Below are 14114 nucleotides of genomic sequence, written 5' to 3' on the forward strand. Positions count from 1 at the left end.
AGATCAAGTGGGGCCTGGACTACATGAACTCCCGCTACGGCAGCCCGGTCGGCGCCTGGAACTTCTGGCAGGCCAACCACTGGTACTAAGCCACCCTCCCGGTGGGAACAGTACGAACAGACGCTCGGCCGAGGTTCTCCGGCCGGGCGTTCTGCGTTGGCGCACCGCCGCCACGCTCGAAAGGCCGCGGAGAGCGCCAGTCGCTAGAATGGTCCCATCAGGCCCGCACCGTGCAGTCGCAGGAGTGCACCGCCACCGCCCCTTCAGGCATCCGTGGATGCGTGCAGCTGCGTGTCCGTGAGCGTGCGAGCCGCTCTCCCCGCAGACGGCGCGGACATCGAGCTGCATGCCGTCCGTACCGGGACAACCCCCTTCGCTGGCACAGGAGTCGGCACCATGACCAACGTCCTGACCCGGGCGGCGACCATCGCTGCCGCCATGCTCTTCGCCACCACGGGCGCCGCAGTGGGCGCCACCCAGGCATCCGCCCTGCCGAACGCGACCCCGACCTGCCACGTCGCCGACCTGAACCTGGCCATCGGCAGCCCGGAGGGCGCGGCCGGGTCCCTCTACTACCCCATCCAGTTCACCAACACCTCGACGCACACCTGCGCGTTGCGGGGATACCCCGGCGTCAGCGTCGTGGACGTGCGCCACCGCCAGATCGGGACCTCCGCGATCCGCACGGGCGAACCGGTGAACACCGTCACCCTTCAGCCCGGCGACAGCGTGAGCGCCATCCTCAGGACCAACAGCGCGGGCGTGGCGCGGGGCTGTCGGCCCACGTCGACGTACGTGAATGTCTACCCGCCGAACAGTTTCCAGGCCGTGCAGATCCCCTATCACCTGCGGGTGTGCGGGGCCTTCGAGATCAGCCCGGTGGATGTGGGCGACTGAGCACCGCGGTCAGGAACGCCCGCTCAGGGAACGTCGCGTTCGACGGTGGAGAGCACCCGCACCAGTGAAGGCGACGCTGGAGCCGACGCGAAGCCGAAGCGCACGGGCGGGAGGACGGGGGCCAGTGGGCCGAGGTCGCTCCCGCCGAAGGAGGCCCGGGCCGTGACGATCGGCCACAGGTCACCGGCCGCGTACCACTGACGGCATCCGGGGCGCGAACTGCCCCGGGTCCGTACGCCGGTCAGCACGCGGGCGGGCCCATCGGCCAAGGCCGCCCACAGCGGAAGCCGGGCGAGCGGCCGGGGAACGGCCCGCAGGGCCAGGCCGAGGGCTCGCCGACGCCCGACCCGGAAACACAGTTCGAGGGGTCCCGCCGCGACCTCCCACACGCCGTCGCGACGGTGCACGCCCACCGGAGCCTTCAGCACCTCGTCGAAGTGGTAGACCCCACCGACGTACTCCGCCACCCCGGCGGTGGGCGCCAGCAGGGTGCGCCATCCGTCGGCGCGCTCCAGCATCACGTCACTGAACGGCCCGAACGGTGACCGGGGCCAGTGGCCCACGACCACGCGCGTGCCGGAGCGCGTCCCGACGGCGGCGATCCAGCCGTCGAACGTCAGCCGTTCGGATCCCACACCCCACGCGTACCCCGTGACACGGCCGGGCATGCCGGCCGCCGGTCAGCCGCGGCGTTGCCACTCCTGAGCCAGCAGGCGGTACGAGCGCACCCGGTCCGCGTGCCGGTGGGTGATCGTCGTGATCAGCAGCTCGTCGGCGCCCGTCGCCTCCTGCAGGCGCTCCAGGTGGTCGGAGACGGTGCGGGCCGAGCCCACGAACTGCGTTTCCACCCGGTCCGCCACCAGTTCGTCGTCCTCCTCCGACCAGGGCAGGGCGCGCGCCTCGGCGGGCGTGGGATAGGGGATCGCGCCCTCCGCCGTGCGGATGCTGCGCACCCAGGGCGCGTACCCGGTGGCCAGCTCGCGGGCCGTCGCGTCGTCCTCGGCGACCACCACGTCCGCGGAGACCGTCACGTAGGGCCGGTCCAGTTCCGCGGACGGCTTGAAGGCCGCCCGGTATCCTTCGGCGGCTTCCAGCACCGTGGCCGGGCTGACGTGGTAATTCGCCGCGAAACGCAGCCCGTTGCGACCAGCGGTCTCCGCGCTCACCCCGCCGCTGCTGCCCAGGACCCACACCTGCACGTCGGCCCCCTCCCCGGGAACGGCGTGCGCCTCCACACCCTCCGGGGTGCGGTACTCGCCGCGCAGCAGCGCGAGGACGTCGTCGACCTGCTCGGAGTAGTCCTGCGGCTGTGCGCCCGGCAGGCTGAGCAGCTTCTGCTGGAGCGCCACCCGCGGGTGGCCCAGCAGGTGGGCGAAGGAGAACCGGTCCGGGATGCGCAGCCCGTTCGGGGTGTACCCGCCGACGACCGGGGTGGCCTGGACCGGCGGCGGCGCGGGCTCGTCCGCTCCCTCGCCCGTGGTCGGCCGCCGCCGTGCCGGCGGGCCCGCCGAGCGGCCCAGGCCCAGGTCCAGGCGGCCGGGGTGCAGTGCGTCGATCAGGCCGAACTCCTCCACCGTCGACAGCGCGGTGCGGTGCCCGAGCTGCACGGCGCCGGAGCCGATCCGGATCGTGCTGGTGGCGGACGCGGTCAGGGCCAGGACCACCGCCGGGGAGGTCCCGGCGACGCCCGGGTTGAGGTGGTGCTCGGCGAACCAGTAGCGGGCGTAGCCGAACTCCTCGGTACGGCGGGCCAGGTCGATGCTGTTCTTGAGGGCCTCGGCGGCGGTTGAGCCGGACGCGACCGGGACGAGGTCGAGGACCCCGAGGGGGATTCCGGACATGGCCTGGCTCCTTACAGGTCGGGGAAGGACGGGTCGGGTATCTCCCGGCGCAGCACCGGGGCGATCTCCGACTGGAAGAGTTCGAGGGAGGCGCGGTGCTCCGCCTCCGGGAGCCCGCCCGCCTCGGCCTGCAGGTGCAGGACGGTGTGGCCGAACTCCGCGTGGTAGCGCTGGACCTTCTCGATCACCTGCTGGGGGCTGCCGATCAGCGCCGAGCTGCGCTCGACGAAGTCCTCCAGGGTCGCGAAGACCGGCTCCACGCCCTGCGCGCGGTGCGCCGCCAGGTAGCGGGCGAAGGCCGGCCGGTACGCGGCCACGGCCTGCTGGGACGTGCGCGCCGCGTGGTAACCGGCCGTGCCCGCGCCGACGACGGCGTGCGCCGGGTCGTGACCGTGGTGTTCCCAGCGCTCCCGGTAGTACCGGACGAGTTCCGCGTACGGGCCGATGGGATGGGTGACGTTCGCCGAGAACAGTGGGTCCCCGTAGCGCGCCGCCAGGTCCACCGACTCCCGGCTCGTCGCGCTGCCGTGCCAGACGCGCAGCGTGCGCTGGTACGGACGCGGCAGCACCTCCGCGCCGGTGAGCGCCGGGCGGAAGCGCGGTTCGGCGGTCACCTTGTCCTCGCGCCAGATCCGCCGGAACAGCTCGTAGCTCTCGGAGTTGCGCTCCCACTGGTCCTCGGGCGTCACGTGGAACAGCTCGCGCTGCGCCGTGCCGTTCCCCTTGCCGATCATGAGCTCCAGGCGGCCGTCGGTGAGGTGGTCCAGGGTCGCGTAGTCCTCGTACGCCCGCACCGGGTCCAGCAGGCTCAGCGTGGTGACGGCCGTGAACAGCCGGATCCGGCTCGTCAGGGCGGCGATGTGGGCGAGCACCACCGGTGGGGAGGACGACAGGAAGGGCCGTTCGTGGCGCTCACCGACGCCGAACCCGTCGAAGCCGAGCTCCTCCGCGCGCAGCGCGCTCGCGACGACCTCGCGGAACCGCTGCCGGGTGGGGGGTGCGGCACCCGTCACCGGGTCCGCGTTGTCGGTGATCAGGGTGATGGCGAGGAACTTCACGAGGCCGCCGCCTGCCGGCCGGCGTTTGCCCGGGGCACGGCGAGGCCCAGGTGGTCGCGCAGGGTGGTGCCTTCGTACTCGCTGCGGAAGACCCCGCGTTCCTGGAGCAGTGGGATGACGGTGTCGGCGAAGGCGTCGAGACCGCCCGGGGTGATGTGCGGGACCAGGATGAAGCCGTCGGCCGCGTCCGCCTGCACCAGCGTGTTGATCTGCCCGGCGACGGTCGCGGCCGAACCGACGAAGGTCTGGCCGGAGGTGGTGGCGATGACCAGCTCCCGGATCGAGAGGTTCTTGGCCTCGGCGAGCGCGCGCCACTGCCGGGCGGTCTCCAGGGGGTCGCGGAACTGGCGCACGCTGGCGCGGCCGAGCGCGATGGTGTTCTCGCCGGTCCGGGGGTCGACGTCGGGCAGGGGGCCGTCGGGGTCGTAGCCGGACAGGTCCCGGTTCCACACGTGTTCGAGGTACTTGATCGCGGTCTGACCGCTGACCTGGAGGCGGCGCACCTCGTGGGCGGCCTCGCGGGCTTCGGCGTCGGTGTCGCCGAGGATGAACGTGGCCGCGGGCAGGATCTTCAACTGGTCCTCGGTGCGACCGTACTTCGCGAGGCGGCGTTTGACGTCGGCGTAGAACGCCCGGCCCTCGTCGAGGGTCCCGTAGCGGCCGAAGATCGCGTCGGCGTCGGAGGCGGCGAACTCGCGGCCCTCGTCCGAGTCGCCCGCCTGGAAGATCACCGGGCGCCCCTGCGGGCTGCGCGGCACGTTGAAGCGGCCCTCGATGTCGAACTGCGGGCCCTTGTGGGCGAAGGCCCCGGCCCGCGCGTCGCGCAGGAAGGTGCCGGACCCGGCGTCGGCGACGATCTCGCTGCCGTCCCAGGAGTCGAACAGCTCGTGCGCGGTGGCCAGGAACTCCTTCGCGCGGCTGTAGCGCTCCTCGCGCGGCAGGAAGCCTCCCCGCCGGAAGTTCTCGCCGGTGAACGCGTCCCAGGAGGTGACCACGTTCCAGGCGGCCCGGCCGTCCGACAGGTGGTCCAGGGAGGCGAACTGGCGGGCCACCTCGTACGGCTCGTTGAAGGTGGAGTTGATGGTGCCGGTCAGTCCGAGGCGGTCGGTGACGGCCGCGAGGGCCGCCAGCACGGTGAAGGTGTCGGGCCGGCCGACGACGTCCAAGTCGTAGATCTGCCCGCCCTGTTCGCGCAGCCGCAGTCCTTCGGCGAGGAACAGGAAGTCGAACTTCGCGCGCTCCGCGGTCCGGGCGAAGTGGACGAAGGAGTCGAAGTCGATGTGGCTGCCCGCCGCCGGGTCGCTCCAGACGGTGGTGTTGTTGACGCCCGGGAAGTGGGCCGCGAGGTGGATCTGTTTGAGCGGCTTGGTGGCCATGGTTCGTCCTTCCGGAGGCGGGGCGGGGCGGGGTGAGGTGCCGTGGAGTGAGGGCGGGCGTCAGGCGGCCGGGGGAGTGGCCGCGGCGTAACGGTTGGCGGGCCGGCCGAGTCCCAGCAGGCCGCGCAGGGTGTCCGCCGCGTACTCCCGCCGGAACAGGCCCCGCCGCTGGAGCTCCGGAACCAGGGCGCGGGTGATGGCGGGCAGGTCGTGGGCGATGACCGCGGGCCGCAGCAGGAAGCCCGACAGGCCGGCTTCCCGGCGCTCCCGGAGCAGCTCGGCCAACTGCCCCGGAGTGCCGGTGAACACGGCCTCGTCGCCGTCGTACGGTTCGCCCGCGAGCTCGTCGAGGCGGCCGCGGCGGTCGGCCGCCGCTCCGGGGGCCTCGTCGAGGAACACGGTCAGTTCCCCGAAGAGGTGCAGCGGCCGCTCGGCGAGCCCCGCCGAGGCGCGGAGCCCGCGGACGGCGGTGACGGCCGCCCGCGCCTGTTCGGTGTCGCGGGTGACGAGCCGGCCGATGTCGGCGGACCGGGCGATGAGCCCGTACGCCGCGCTGTCGGAGGCGCGCGCGCTCACGACCGGCTGGCCCTGGGGCGGGCGCGGTGTGATCGAGGGGCCGCGGACGCTGAAGTGGCGGCCCTCGAAGTCGATGTGGTGCAGTTTGTCGCGGTCCACGAACCGGCCACTGGCCACGTCGCGGATCTCTGCGTCGTCCTCCCAGCTGTCCCACAGCCGCCGGACCACCTCGACGTGGTCGGCGGCCTCCTCGTGCAGCTCGTCCTCCGGGAGCGGCTCGGGTCGACGGCCGAAGTGCCTTTCCTCGTAAGGGAGTCCGGAGACCTGTACGTGCAGCCCGGCGCGACCGCGGCTGACGTGGTCGAGGGTGGCCACCGCCTTGGAGACGTGGAAGGGCTCGGTATGGGTGGTGGTCACGGCCCCCACGAGCCCGATGCGGCGGGTCAGCGGCGCCACACGGGCGGCGGTGAGGACCGCGTCGAGCCGGCCGCGGACGCGGTCCGTGCGTTCGTCGTGGCCGGTGGGGGAGGAGGACTGGAGGGCGAGCCCGTCCTCGAAGGCGGCGAAGTCGAGCAGCCCGGCCTCGGCCTCCGCGACGAGGCCGGCCCAGTAGCGGGCGGTGAACAGCTCGGCGGGCCGGGCACCCGGCTCGCGCCAGGCGGCCGGGTGTCCGCCCGCGCCGTCCAGCGAGACGGCGAGGTGCAAGGGTGCGGATGCGGACGAGGACGCACCAGAATCGGGACGGAAATCGGAAACGGGCATGCTGATTACGCCTTCCTGATCGGCGTGCGGAAAAGAAGAAGCCGATGCGGGGTGGGCGAATTCAACCCGTCATCACATTCTCCCGAAAAACGCTACGCCGGGCAGCGGTGCCATTCAATGGCGGGAGTATTAAGAGAACTTGGCGGTCGTGTTGCCCGGCCCGCCGGGCGCCCGGACGGCCATGAAGGAGGGGCGTCGGCGCAGGGTGAAGCCGATCGACTCGTAGAGCCGGATCGCGCCGGTGTTGCTCGCGGCCGTGTGCAGGAAGGGGGTTTCGCCCCGCGCCCGGATGCCCGCCGCCACGGCGCGGACCAGCCGAGTCGCCAGGCCCCGCCCCCGGTGCCCGGGGTGGGTGCAGACCGCGCTGATCTCGGTCCAGCCGGGCGGCCGCAGCCGCTCGCCCGCCATCGCGATCAGTCGGCCGTGATGGCGGATGCCGAGGTACGTGCCCAGCTCCACGGTGCGGGGCAGGAACGGCCCGGGCTTCGTCAGCGCGATCAGCGCGAGGATCTCCGGAACGTCCGCCGGGCCCAGCTTGACCGCCTCCGGCGCGGCCTCGGCGTGCAGCGCGGTGTCGACGAGCTGGACCCCGGGGATCGCTCCCACGGTCTCCCACCCCTCGGGCGGGCTCAGCACCCCCGCGAGCGGAGCGGTCCCGCCCTCCCCGACCAGTGCCCGCAGGTCGGCCCAGCAGCGGGGGTCGGAAGGGTCCGCGAGCGCGGCCCAGGGGGAGACGTCCGGGTGGTAGCGGGCGGCGCGAGCGGTCCCGGGCCCGCCCCCGCCCGGGTGCTCGGCGAACGCGGCGTGCGCGCCCCGGAGCGAGGCCCAGGCGGGGTTGTCGAGGACGTGCGGGCTGTCCGGGCCGGTGGCGGCGGCGGGGTCGACGGCGGTGCCGGTTGCGGTACGGCTTCCGGTGCCGGTACCGCCATCGGCGTTGCCCACGGCGCTCACGAGTTGCTGAGCGGCAGGCCGGGCGGGTTCACCTCGGAGGTGGTGACGGCCTCGTTGGAGAGGTTCCAGGTCTCCAGCAGCTTCCCGTACTGGCCCTGCTTGATCAGGTGGTTGATCACCTCGGCCACCGGCTTCGCCAGTCCGCTGTCCTTCTTGGCGGTCGCCGCGATCAGCCCCTGGAGCGACTCGCCCGCGCCCGAGAAGGAACCGGCGTTGCGGGTGGGAGTGCTGGTGCTCGCGGTCTGGGTGATGTGGTAGGCGATCGACGGGTTGGGACCGAAGTTGGCGTCGATCTTCTTGCCGCTCAGCGCGAGCGCGACGCTGTTGGCGTCGGGGAAGTACTTGACCGTGACGTCCTTGCCCTCGGCCCGGAGCTTCTTCTGCCACTCCAGCAGGATCTTCTCCTGGTTGGTGCCGGCGCTGACCGAAATGGTCCGGCCCGCGAGGTTGCGATAGTCGCCCCCGAAGTTCCAGGGGTCGTCCTTGAGCACCTCGAAGGCCAGGTTGTCCTGCCGGTAGGAGGCGAACTCGTACTTCTTCTTCCGCTCCTCCGTGACCGTGACGTTGGTGAACGCCACGTCGACCTTGCCGCTGTCGATGCCGAGGAAGAGGTTCTCCCAGGTGGAGTTCTTCACGACCGGCTTGAGGCCGAGCGTCGCGGCCACCAGCCGGCCGAGGTCCGGCTCCGCCCCGGTCAGTGTCTTCTGGTCGGTGCCGACGTACGCCAGCGGCGGGAACCCGGCGGGCAGCGCGCCGACCCCGATGACGAGCTCGCCGCGGTCGCGGACCGCCGCCGGCAGCTGGGCCCGCAGCGACTCGACGACCGGAGCGCTCAGTTCGGCTTCCTTGGCGGCGCCGTTGGAGACCGCTCCGACGGTGACCTTGCCGGACGACGCAGATCCGCTCGCCTCGGCGTCGCCGCCGCACGCGGTCAGGCCGCAGGCGAGGGCGACGGTGGCGGTCGCGGCGCCGATGCCGCGGACGAGTCTCAGACGCAGGGGGGACGGGCGCAGCATGGTGATGGTGCCTTTCCGGTCGGGGGGGACAGAAGGAGACGTGTGCAGCGGCGGGCGCGGGCTCAAAGGACCCTGCTGAGGAACTCACGGGTGCGGGGGTGCGCGGGACGGTCCAGGACCTGCCCGGGCGGCCCCTGTTCCACGATCCGGCCGTCGTGCAGGAAGACGACCTCGTCGGCCACCTCGCGGGCGAAGCCGATCTCGTGCGTGACGATGACCAGCGTCGTGCCGCCGGTGGCCAGGTCCTTGATGACCGACAGCACCTCGCCCACCAGCTCGGGGTCGAGCGCGGAGGTGGGCTCGTCGAAGAGGATGACCCCGGGCCGCAGAGCGAGCGCCCTGGCGATGGCCACCCGCTGCTGCTGGCCGCCCGAAAGCTGCCGCGGGTACGCGCCGGTCCGCTCGCCGAGCCCGACCCGCTCCAGCAGCTCGCGGGCCAGCGCCTGTGCCTCGGCGCGGCGCATCCGGCCGGTGGCCACCGGGGCGGCGGCGACGTTGTCGAGCACGGTCAGGTGGGGGAAGAGGTTGAAGTTCTGGAACACGAAGCCGATCCGGCCGCGCTGCGCGAGGATCGCCCGCTCGCTCAGCTCCTTCAGCCGGGTCCCGTGCCGCTGTACGCCGATCAGCTCGCCGCCGACGCTGACGTACCCGGCCTCCGGCTTCTCCAGGTGGTTCACGACCCGCAGCAGTGTGGACTTGCCGGAGCCCGAGCGGCCCAGGACCACGGTGACCGTGCCCGGCCGTACCTTCAGGCTCACCCCGTCCAGGACGCGCCGGCCGGCGAAGGACTTGTGCACGTCGTGGACCTCGATCGCGGCCGGCGCGGGTGCGTGCGCGCCGGCCGGCGCGGTGGCGGTGGCGGTCATGGCGCCGTCTCCTTCCGGTGGCGGCTGCGCAGCTCGCCCAGGCCCGCACGGGCCCGCTGCAGGGGGGTGGGCGCGAGGGTGCGCAGGGCGCCGCGGGAGTAGTGCCGCTCGACGTGGTATTGCACCGCGGAGAGGACGCTGGTGAGGAGCACGTACCAGACGGTCGCCACCAGCAGCAGCGGCACCACGTCCCCCGGATAGGTGCTGCCGAGGCCCTGGACCGTGCCGAACAGGTCGAGCAGGGAGACGTAGAAGACCAGCGAGGTGGCCTTGACCAGCCCGATCAGCAGGTTCACGTAGGAGGGGACGATCGAGCGCAGCGCCTGCGGGAAGACGATCCGGGTGAACTGGTAGCGCCTGGGCAGGCCCAGCGCGGCCGCGGCCTCGTGCTGGCCCTGGTCGACGGAGAGCAGTCCGGCCCGCACGACCTCGGCCGCGTACGCCGCCTCGACCGCGCTCAGTCCCACGACGGCCACGACCATGTCCGTGGCCAGCCGGGACTCGTTGAAGGTGAAGAACGCCGGACCGAACGGCACCCCGATGCTCAGCGTGGGGTAGAGCGCGCTGAGGTTGTAGAGGAAGAGCAGGACGACGATCAGCGGGACCGAGCGCAGCAGCCACACGTACGTCCAGCTCACCGAACGCAGCACCGGGTTGCCGGAGAGCCGCCCGAGGGCGAGCAGCACCCCGCCCGCCAGCCCCAGGAGCGCGCTGTACGCAGCCACCTGGAGGGTGATCCACAGCCCCTCCAGCACGACCGGCCGCAGGAACCAGTACGCGAACCGGTCCCACTGGTAGAAGGGGTTGGTCAGCAGCCCGTGGCTGGCCTGGGCGACCAGGACGAGCACGAGGGCGCCGCCGATCCACCGGCCCGGCCGGTGCAGCGGGAGCACCCGCTCGGCCGGACCCGGAGGTTCGGGCGGGCCGGCGGGTGCGGCGCGGACAATCGATTCACTCAAGGACACGAGAGCAGCTTCGATAAGGCCGAGAATCGATGTCAACGGTCCGGATATCGATAGCCACACAAGCGTGTGCGCTTTTCATACCCCGTACACAAAACGCCTTCCGCTGAAATGAACGGGAGCGTGCGTTCACAGCCAGGGAATCTCGTGGGCGGCGTAACGGTAGGCCCGGAAGACGGAGTTCTGCGCCCCCGCGGAGGACTCCAGTCCCACGCCGTCGCCGAAGGAGCGGAACTGCGGGACCACGAACTCCCACACCACCTCCCCGCCCGGCGTCACCTCGAAGAGCCGTCCGAAGGAACCCTCGGCGATGAAGGTGTTGCCGTTCGCCAGGCGCTGCGCGCTGGACATGTAGGGGCTGTAGAAGTTCTGCGGCGGGTTGTCCTCGTACGACCACACCTCCTCGCCCGTGCGCGGGTCGAGCTCCAGCACCCGCGAGTACGGCACGGACGTGGTGTCGCGGTAGGTGCCGTTGTCGAAGACCAGGACGGTGCCTCCGGGCAGCTCATGGGGGTGGTGCTGCTGCGCCAGTACGTCGGGGCCGATCAGCCACTGCACGGAACCCTCGGTGCGGTCGATCGACACGGTGGTAGAGGCGCTGCGGAAGCCCACCACGACCGAGCCGTCGGCCCGCTCGTTCACGGTGTTGGCCATCGGCCAGTGGTTGCGGGCGAAATGACGGTTCAGCACCACCTTCTCCGGGTCGAGGTGCTCGATCGCGGCCCACCGCCACACCACCTCGCCGTCCCAGGTCAGCTCGTAGACGACGTCCCCGTAGACCACCCCGCCGGGGGCCTCCGAGCCGGGGATGCCGCCCCGGATCCGGGCCGCGTCGGCAGGGTCGAGGGGCTCGACGACCGCGATGAGGAGGTTGCCGTTGCGCAGCACCGTGGCGTCGTGGTGGTGGAAGGGGTGCCGGGCCTCGCGCAGGACCGTGGAGTCCGGGGCGAGCTCCTGGAAGATGCCGCCGTGGTAGACGTCCCAGATCGGGAAGAGGGTCGGACCGCTCGTGTCCTTCGCCGCGTAGAAGAGGTTGCCGTTCGGCAGGATCTGCGCCTGACGACCGGGCGGATGGGGGGAGTTCCAGGTGTGCGCGGGCCGGCCCTCGATGTCGACGAGGTGGATCTCCCCGGCGCCGGTGATCGGCGTGTAGAGCGTGTAGCCGCCGTGGCTGCGCTCGGGGTCGTGGGCGATCAGGCCGACCCCGCGGCGGCGCAGGGTGTTCTGGTCGACGGTCATGGTCATCTCCTCAAGGGGAAGGGGGGTGGGTCAGTGGGCGGTCACGGCGGCCGGGTCGGCGGCCGTCAGCGGGGCGGGATCCAGGTAACGCAGCAGCGCGGCGCGGTCCGCGGCGCCCTGCAGCCCCTGGGCGGCCTTGGCCCAGGCGGCCTCCTCCTCCAGCTGGGCGAGCAGCTCGGGGGAGAGGGTGGCGCCGTAGGAGTAGCGGGGCTGGAAGGCGTCTACGTACCCGGACTGCAGTGCCCCTCTGGACTGGGCGAGGACGGCCCGGCGGGCCCCGGCCGGATCGGCGGCGAGGTCGCGCTGGGCTCGCAGGAGGGTGCGAACCACCGCGGCGGTGGTCTTCTCGTCCGCCGACGGGCCGGCGATCAGCAGGGTCCTGGCGGTGTAGCCGGTGAAGGGCACCTCCGCGTACCGCTCGCCGAGGGCGGTGCGCGCCGCGTCGTAGAAGCTGGGGAAGGTGACCCCGGCGTCGACGTCGCCCCGGGCCAGGGCCGGTGTCACCTGGTTCGGCGCGAGGTTGACCACCGTCACGTCACCCGCCGCCAGGCCGGCCGACGCCAGCATGCGCGACAGCGCGTACTCCACGTTGGTGCCCTGCGGGACGCCGATCTTGCGGCCCTTCAGCGCGGCGAATCCGGTGACGCCCCGGTCGGCGCGGGTGAGCAGACGCCAGTCGGTGAACCGGGACAGGTCGGCGACGATCCGCAGGTCGCGGCCGCCCAGCGCGGCCGTCACCGCGGGCAGGTCGCCCACGACGCCGAGCTGCGCCTGGCCGCCGAGCACGGCGTTGAGGGCGTCGCGGCCGGTGGGCTGGGTGGTGACGGAGGCGGCGATGCCCTCTGCGGCCCACAGGCCGCGCTCCTGGGCGAGGTAGACGGGTGCGCCGCCGAGGTGGTCGCTGGAGGCGATGGTGACGGACGGGCGTCCGCCGCCGGCGGTCCGGCCGGCGGGTGCGCCGGAGCAGGCCGTGGTGACGGCGGCGAGCAGGGCGGCCAGGAGTACGGCGGCCACCGCGCGGGGTCTGGACATGGCAGAGCGGTCCTTCCGGGAGGGGGATGGGTGGGGCGGGACGGGGGAACGGAGGGTCATCAGGCGGGCGGGGCGTGGAGGTGACGGGCGATCAGGGCGCGCAGATCGGGGTCCGGCGGGCCGTCGGGCACGACGTGGTCGGCCAGCACCCGGCCAGGGGTCCCGCCGAGGACGACGACGCGCTGGGCCAGGGCCAGGGCCTCGTCGATGTCATGCGTCACGAACAGCACGGTGGTGCCGCGGCGCTGCCACAACTGGCGCAGCAGAGCCTGCATACGCGTCCGGGTGAGGGTGTCGAGAGCCCCGAACGGCTCGTCCATCAGCAGGACTTCGGGTTCGGCGGCCAAGGCGCGGGCCAGGGCGACGCGCTGCTGCATGCCACCTGACAGCTGGGCCGGATACTTCTCGGCGCCCTCCGCGAGACCGACCTCGGCGAGCGCCGCCAGCGCGCGCCGACGGCGCTCCGCGCGGGGCAGACCGAGCCGCTTGAGCGCGAACTCGACGTTGCCGCGGGCCGTGCGCCAGGGGAACAGCGCGTAGTGCTGGAAGACCACACCCCGGTCCGGGCCCGGTCCGCGCACCGGCCCGGCACCCGCCGTGACCCCGCCGCCCGCCGGTGTCACGAACCCGGCGACCGCCCCCAGCACGGTGGACTTGCCGCAGCCGCTGGGGCCCAGCAGGGCCGTGAACGATCCCGCGGGCAGGTCCAGGTCGACGGGATCCAGCACGGGCGTGCCCCCGTACGCGACGGACAGCCGGTCCAGCGTCACCCGCCTGCTCATGACGAGCTCCAGTGCACGAACCGGCGGCCGATCCCGGCCAGTACGAGATCCACGGCCACACCGAGCAGGCCGAGCACGAGCAGGCCCGCGAACATCCGGTCCACGCGCAGGAACTGGCCGTCCACCTGCAGCCGGTACGCCAGCCCGCGGTCGGCGCCGCCCAGTTCGGCCGCCACCAGGGCGAGCAGCGCCACCGAGGCGCCGTAGCGCAGGGCCGCGAGCACGGCCGGAGCGGCGGCCGGCAGGAGCACCTCGGTGAACCGCCGGTGCAGCGGCGCCCCCAGCGTGCGGGCCGCCCGCAGGTGGGAGACGGGCACCCGGGAGACCCCGTCGTGTACGTACAGCCAGACCGCGAGCAGCACGGCGTAGGCGATGAGCAGACGCTTCGCGGTCTCACCGATGCCGAACCACGCCGTCGCCAGCGGCACCAGGGCGATCGCCGGGATGGGCCGGAGGAAGGAGACGAGCGGGGTGACGGCGGCGGACAGCCTCGGCAGGTAGCCGGTGGCGAAGCCGAGCGCGCTCCCGATCGCGGCGCCCAGCGCGAAGCCCTGCCCCGCACGGGTCAGGCTGGCGGCGACGTCGGAGGCGAGCAGGCCGCTGCGGGCGCTGTCGGCGAGTGCGGCGGCGGTCTCGGCGGGCGTGGGCAGCAGTCCCGGGGCCACCGCGCCGGACCAGGCGGTCAGGGACCAGAGGGCGAGCACCGCGCCGGCCGCGGCGAGGGCGGGGCCGATCCGGCCGCGGGCCCGGCCTGCCGGTGAGGGGGTGGAGTGCACGGAGCGGCTCCTCGTTCGTTCGGGTGGTTCATAAGTGAGG

At 72.8% G+C, this 14114-nt stretch carries 14 protein-coding genes and 1 pseudogene; 2 read left to right on the plus strand and 13 right to left on the minus strand.

Annotated elements, in window-relative coordinates; genetic code table 11:
• Both ACIPK4_RS20165 and ACIPK4_RS20170 read left to right on the plus strand, forming a co-directional pair.
• A pseudogene (locus tag ACIPK4_RS20165) lies at positions 1-89 on the plus strand (lytic transglycosylase domain-containing protein); the annotation flags it as partial.
• A gap of 307 nt (positions 90-396) precedes the next feature.
• Positions 397-897, plus strand: a complete 501-nt coding sequence (locus ACIPK4_RS20170) for a DUF4232 domain-containing protein (protein WP_402314418.1) — start codon at positions 397-399, stop codon at positions 895-897.
• Positions 898-920: 23 nt separating this feature from the next.
• On the opposite strand, the gene ACIPK4_RS20175 is transcribed toward ACIPK4_RS20170, so the two are convergent.
• From ACIPK4_RS20175 to ACIPK4_RS20235, 13 genes are all read right to left on the minus strand, one after another.
• On the minus strand, positions 921-1565 hold the full coding sequence (locus ACIPK4_RS20175) for a hypothetical protein (RefSeq protein WP_402314420.1): 645 nt from the start codon (positions 1563-1565) through the stop codon (positions 921-923).
• A 12-nt stretch (positions 1566-1577) separates the two neighbouring features.
• The gene (locus tag ACIPK4_RS20180; protein WP_402314423.1) at positions 1578-2738 is read right to left on the minus strand and encodes an LLM class flavin-dependent oxidoreductase; all 1161 of its coding nucleotides are present in this window, start codon (positions 2736-2738) and stop codon (positions 1578-1580) included.
• A gap of 11 nt (positions 2739-2749) precedes the next feature.
• Positions 2750-3796: an LLM class flavin-dependent oxidoreductase gene (locus ACIPK4_RS20185; protein ID WP_402314426.1), complete on the minus strand. Its 1047-nt coding sequence runs from the start codon at positions 3794-3796 to the stop codon at positions 2750-2752.
• On the minus strand, positions 3793-5172 hold the full coding sequence (locus ACIPK4_RS20190) for an NtaA/DmoA family FMN-dependent monooxygenase (RefSeq protein WP_402314429.1): 1380 nt from the start codon (positions 5170-5172) through the stop codon (positions 3793-3795). The genes ACIPK4_RS20185 and ACIPK4_RS20190 overlap by 4 nt, the downstream gene beginning before the upstream one ends.
• 60 nt (positions 5173-5232) lie before the next feature.
• A complete protein-coding gene (locus tag ACIPK4_RS20195) occupies positions 5233-6450 on the minus strand; it encodes an LLM class flavin-dependent oxidoreductase (RefSeq protein WP_402314432.1) in 1218 nt (405 codons plus the stop codon).
• A gap of 129 nt (positions 6451-6579) precedes the next feature.
• A complete protein-coding gene (locus tag ACIPK4_RS20200) occupies positions 6580-7392 on the minus strand; it encodes a GNAT family N-acetyltransferase (RefSeq protein WP_402314435.1) in 813 nt (270 codons plus the stop codon).
• A 5-nt stretch (positions 7393-7397) separates the two neighbouring features.
• The gene (locus ACIPK4_RS20205) at positions 7398-8417 is read right to left on the minus strand and encodes a transporter substrate-binding domain-containing protein (protein ID WP_402314438.1); all 1020 of its coding nucleotides are present in this window, start codon (positions 8415-8417) and stop codon (positions 7398-7400) included.
• Between the two features lie 62 nt (positions 8418-8479).
• Positions 8480-9283, minus strand: coding sequence for an amino acid ABC transporter ATP-binding protein (locus ACIPK4_RS20210; protein ID WP_402314441.1), 804 nt, complete (start codon positions 9281-9283; stop codon positions 8480-8482).
• Entirely contained in the window at positions 9280-10242 is a 963-nt protein-coding gene (locus ACIPK4_RS20215) for an amino acid ABC transporter permease (protein WP_402314443.1), read from the minus strand. The genes ACIPK4_RS20210 and ACIPK4_RS20215 overlap by 4 nt, the downstream gene beginning before the upstream one ends.
• A gap of 132 nt (positions 10243-10374) precedes the next feature.
• The gene (locus ACIPK4_RS20220; protein ID WP_402314445.1) at positions 10375-11484 is read right to left on the minus strand and encodes an aryl-sulfate sulfotransferase; all 1110 of its coding nucleotides are present in this window, start codon (positions 11482-11484) and stop codon (positions 10375-10377) included.
• Positions 11485-11514: 30 nt separating this feature from the next.
• Positions 11515-12516, minus strand: a complete 1002-nt coding sequence (locus ACIPK4_RS20225) for an ABC transporter substrate-binding protein (protein WP_402314447.1) — start codon at positions 12514-12516, stop codon at positions 11515-11517.
• 59 nt (positions 12517-12575) lie between these two features.
• Complete coding sequence (locus ACIPK4_RS20230) at positions 12576-13298, minus strand: ABC transporter ATP-binding protein (RefSeq protein WP_402314449.1); 723 nt, start codon at positions 13296-13298, stop codon at positions 12576-12578.
• Positions 13295-14074: an ABC transporter permease gene (locus tag ACIPK4_RS20235; RefSeq protein WP_402314452.1), complete on the minus strand. Its 780-nt coding sequence runs from the start codon at positions 14072-14074 to the stop codon at positions 13295-13297. The genes ACIPK4_RS20230 and ACIPK4_RS20235 overlap by 4 nt, the downstream gene beginning before the upstream one ends.
• Positions 14075-14114: the final 40 nt, after the last annotated feature.

Origin of the sequence: Streptomyces sp. NPDC086989, from assembly GCF_044745505.1 — a bacterium.
Taxonomy (GTDB): domain Bacteria; phylum Actinomycetota; class Actinomycetes; order Streptomycetales; family Streptomycetaceae; genus Streptomyces.

What these genes read in the sequence shown, in the direction of transcription:
- ACIPK4_RS20195 (WP_402314432.1), bottom strand. Translation starts at nt 6,450, where the DNA reads ATGCCCGTTTCCGATTTCCGTCCCGATTCTGGTGCGTCCTCGTCCGCA.
- ACIPK4_RS20180 (WP_402314423.1), bottom strand. Translation starts at nt 2,738, where the DNA reads ATGTCCGGAATCCCCCTCGGGGTCCTCGACCTCGTCCCGGTCGCGTCC.
- ACIPK4_RS20230 (WP_402314449.1), bottom strand. Translation starts at nt 13,298, where the DNA reads ATGAGCAGGCGGGTGACGCTGGACCGGCTGTCCGTCGCGTACGGGGGC.
- ACIPK4_RS20225 (WP_402314447.1), bottom strand. Translation starts at nt 12,516, where the DNA reads ATGTCCAGACCCCGCGCGGTGGCCGCCGTACTCCTGGCCGCCCTGCTC.
- ACIPK4_RS20170 (WP_402314418.1), top strand. Translation starts at nt 397, where the DNA reads ATGACCAACGTCCTGACCCGGGCGGCGACCATCGCTGCCGCCATGCTC.
- ACIPK4_RS20220 (WP_402314445.1), bottom strand. Translation starts at nt 11,484, where the DNA reads ATGACCGTCGACCAGAACACCCTGCGCCGCCGCGGGGTCGGCCTGATC.
- ACIPK4_RS20190 (WP_402314429.1), bottom strand. Translation starts at nt 5,172, where the DNA reads ATGGCCACCAAGCCGCTCAAACAGATCCACCTCGCGGCCCACTTCCCG.
- ACIPK4_RS20210 (WP_402314441.1), bottom strand. Translation starts at nt 9,283, where the DNA reads ATGACCGCCACCGCCACCGCGCCGGCCGGCGCGCACGCACCCGCGCCG.
- ACIPK4_RS20175 (WP_402314420.1), bottom strand. Translation starts at nt 1,565, where the DNA reads ATGCCCGGCCGTGTCACGGGGTACGCGTGGGGTGTGGGATCCGAACGG.
- ACIPK4_RS20205 (WP_402314438.1), bottom strand. Translation starts at nt 8,417, where the DNA reads ATGCTGCGCCCGTCCCCCCTGCGTCTGAGACTCGTCCGCGGCATCGGC.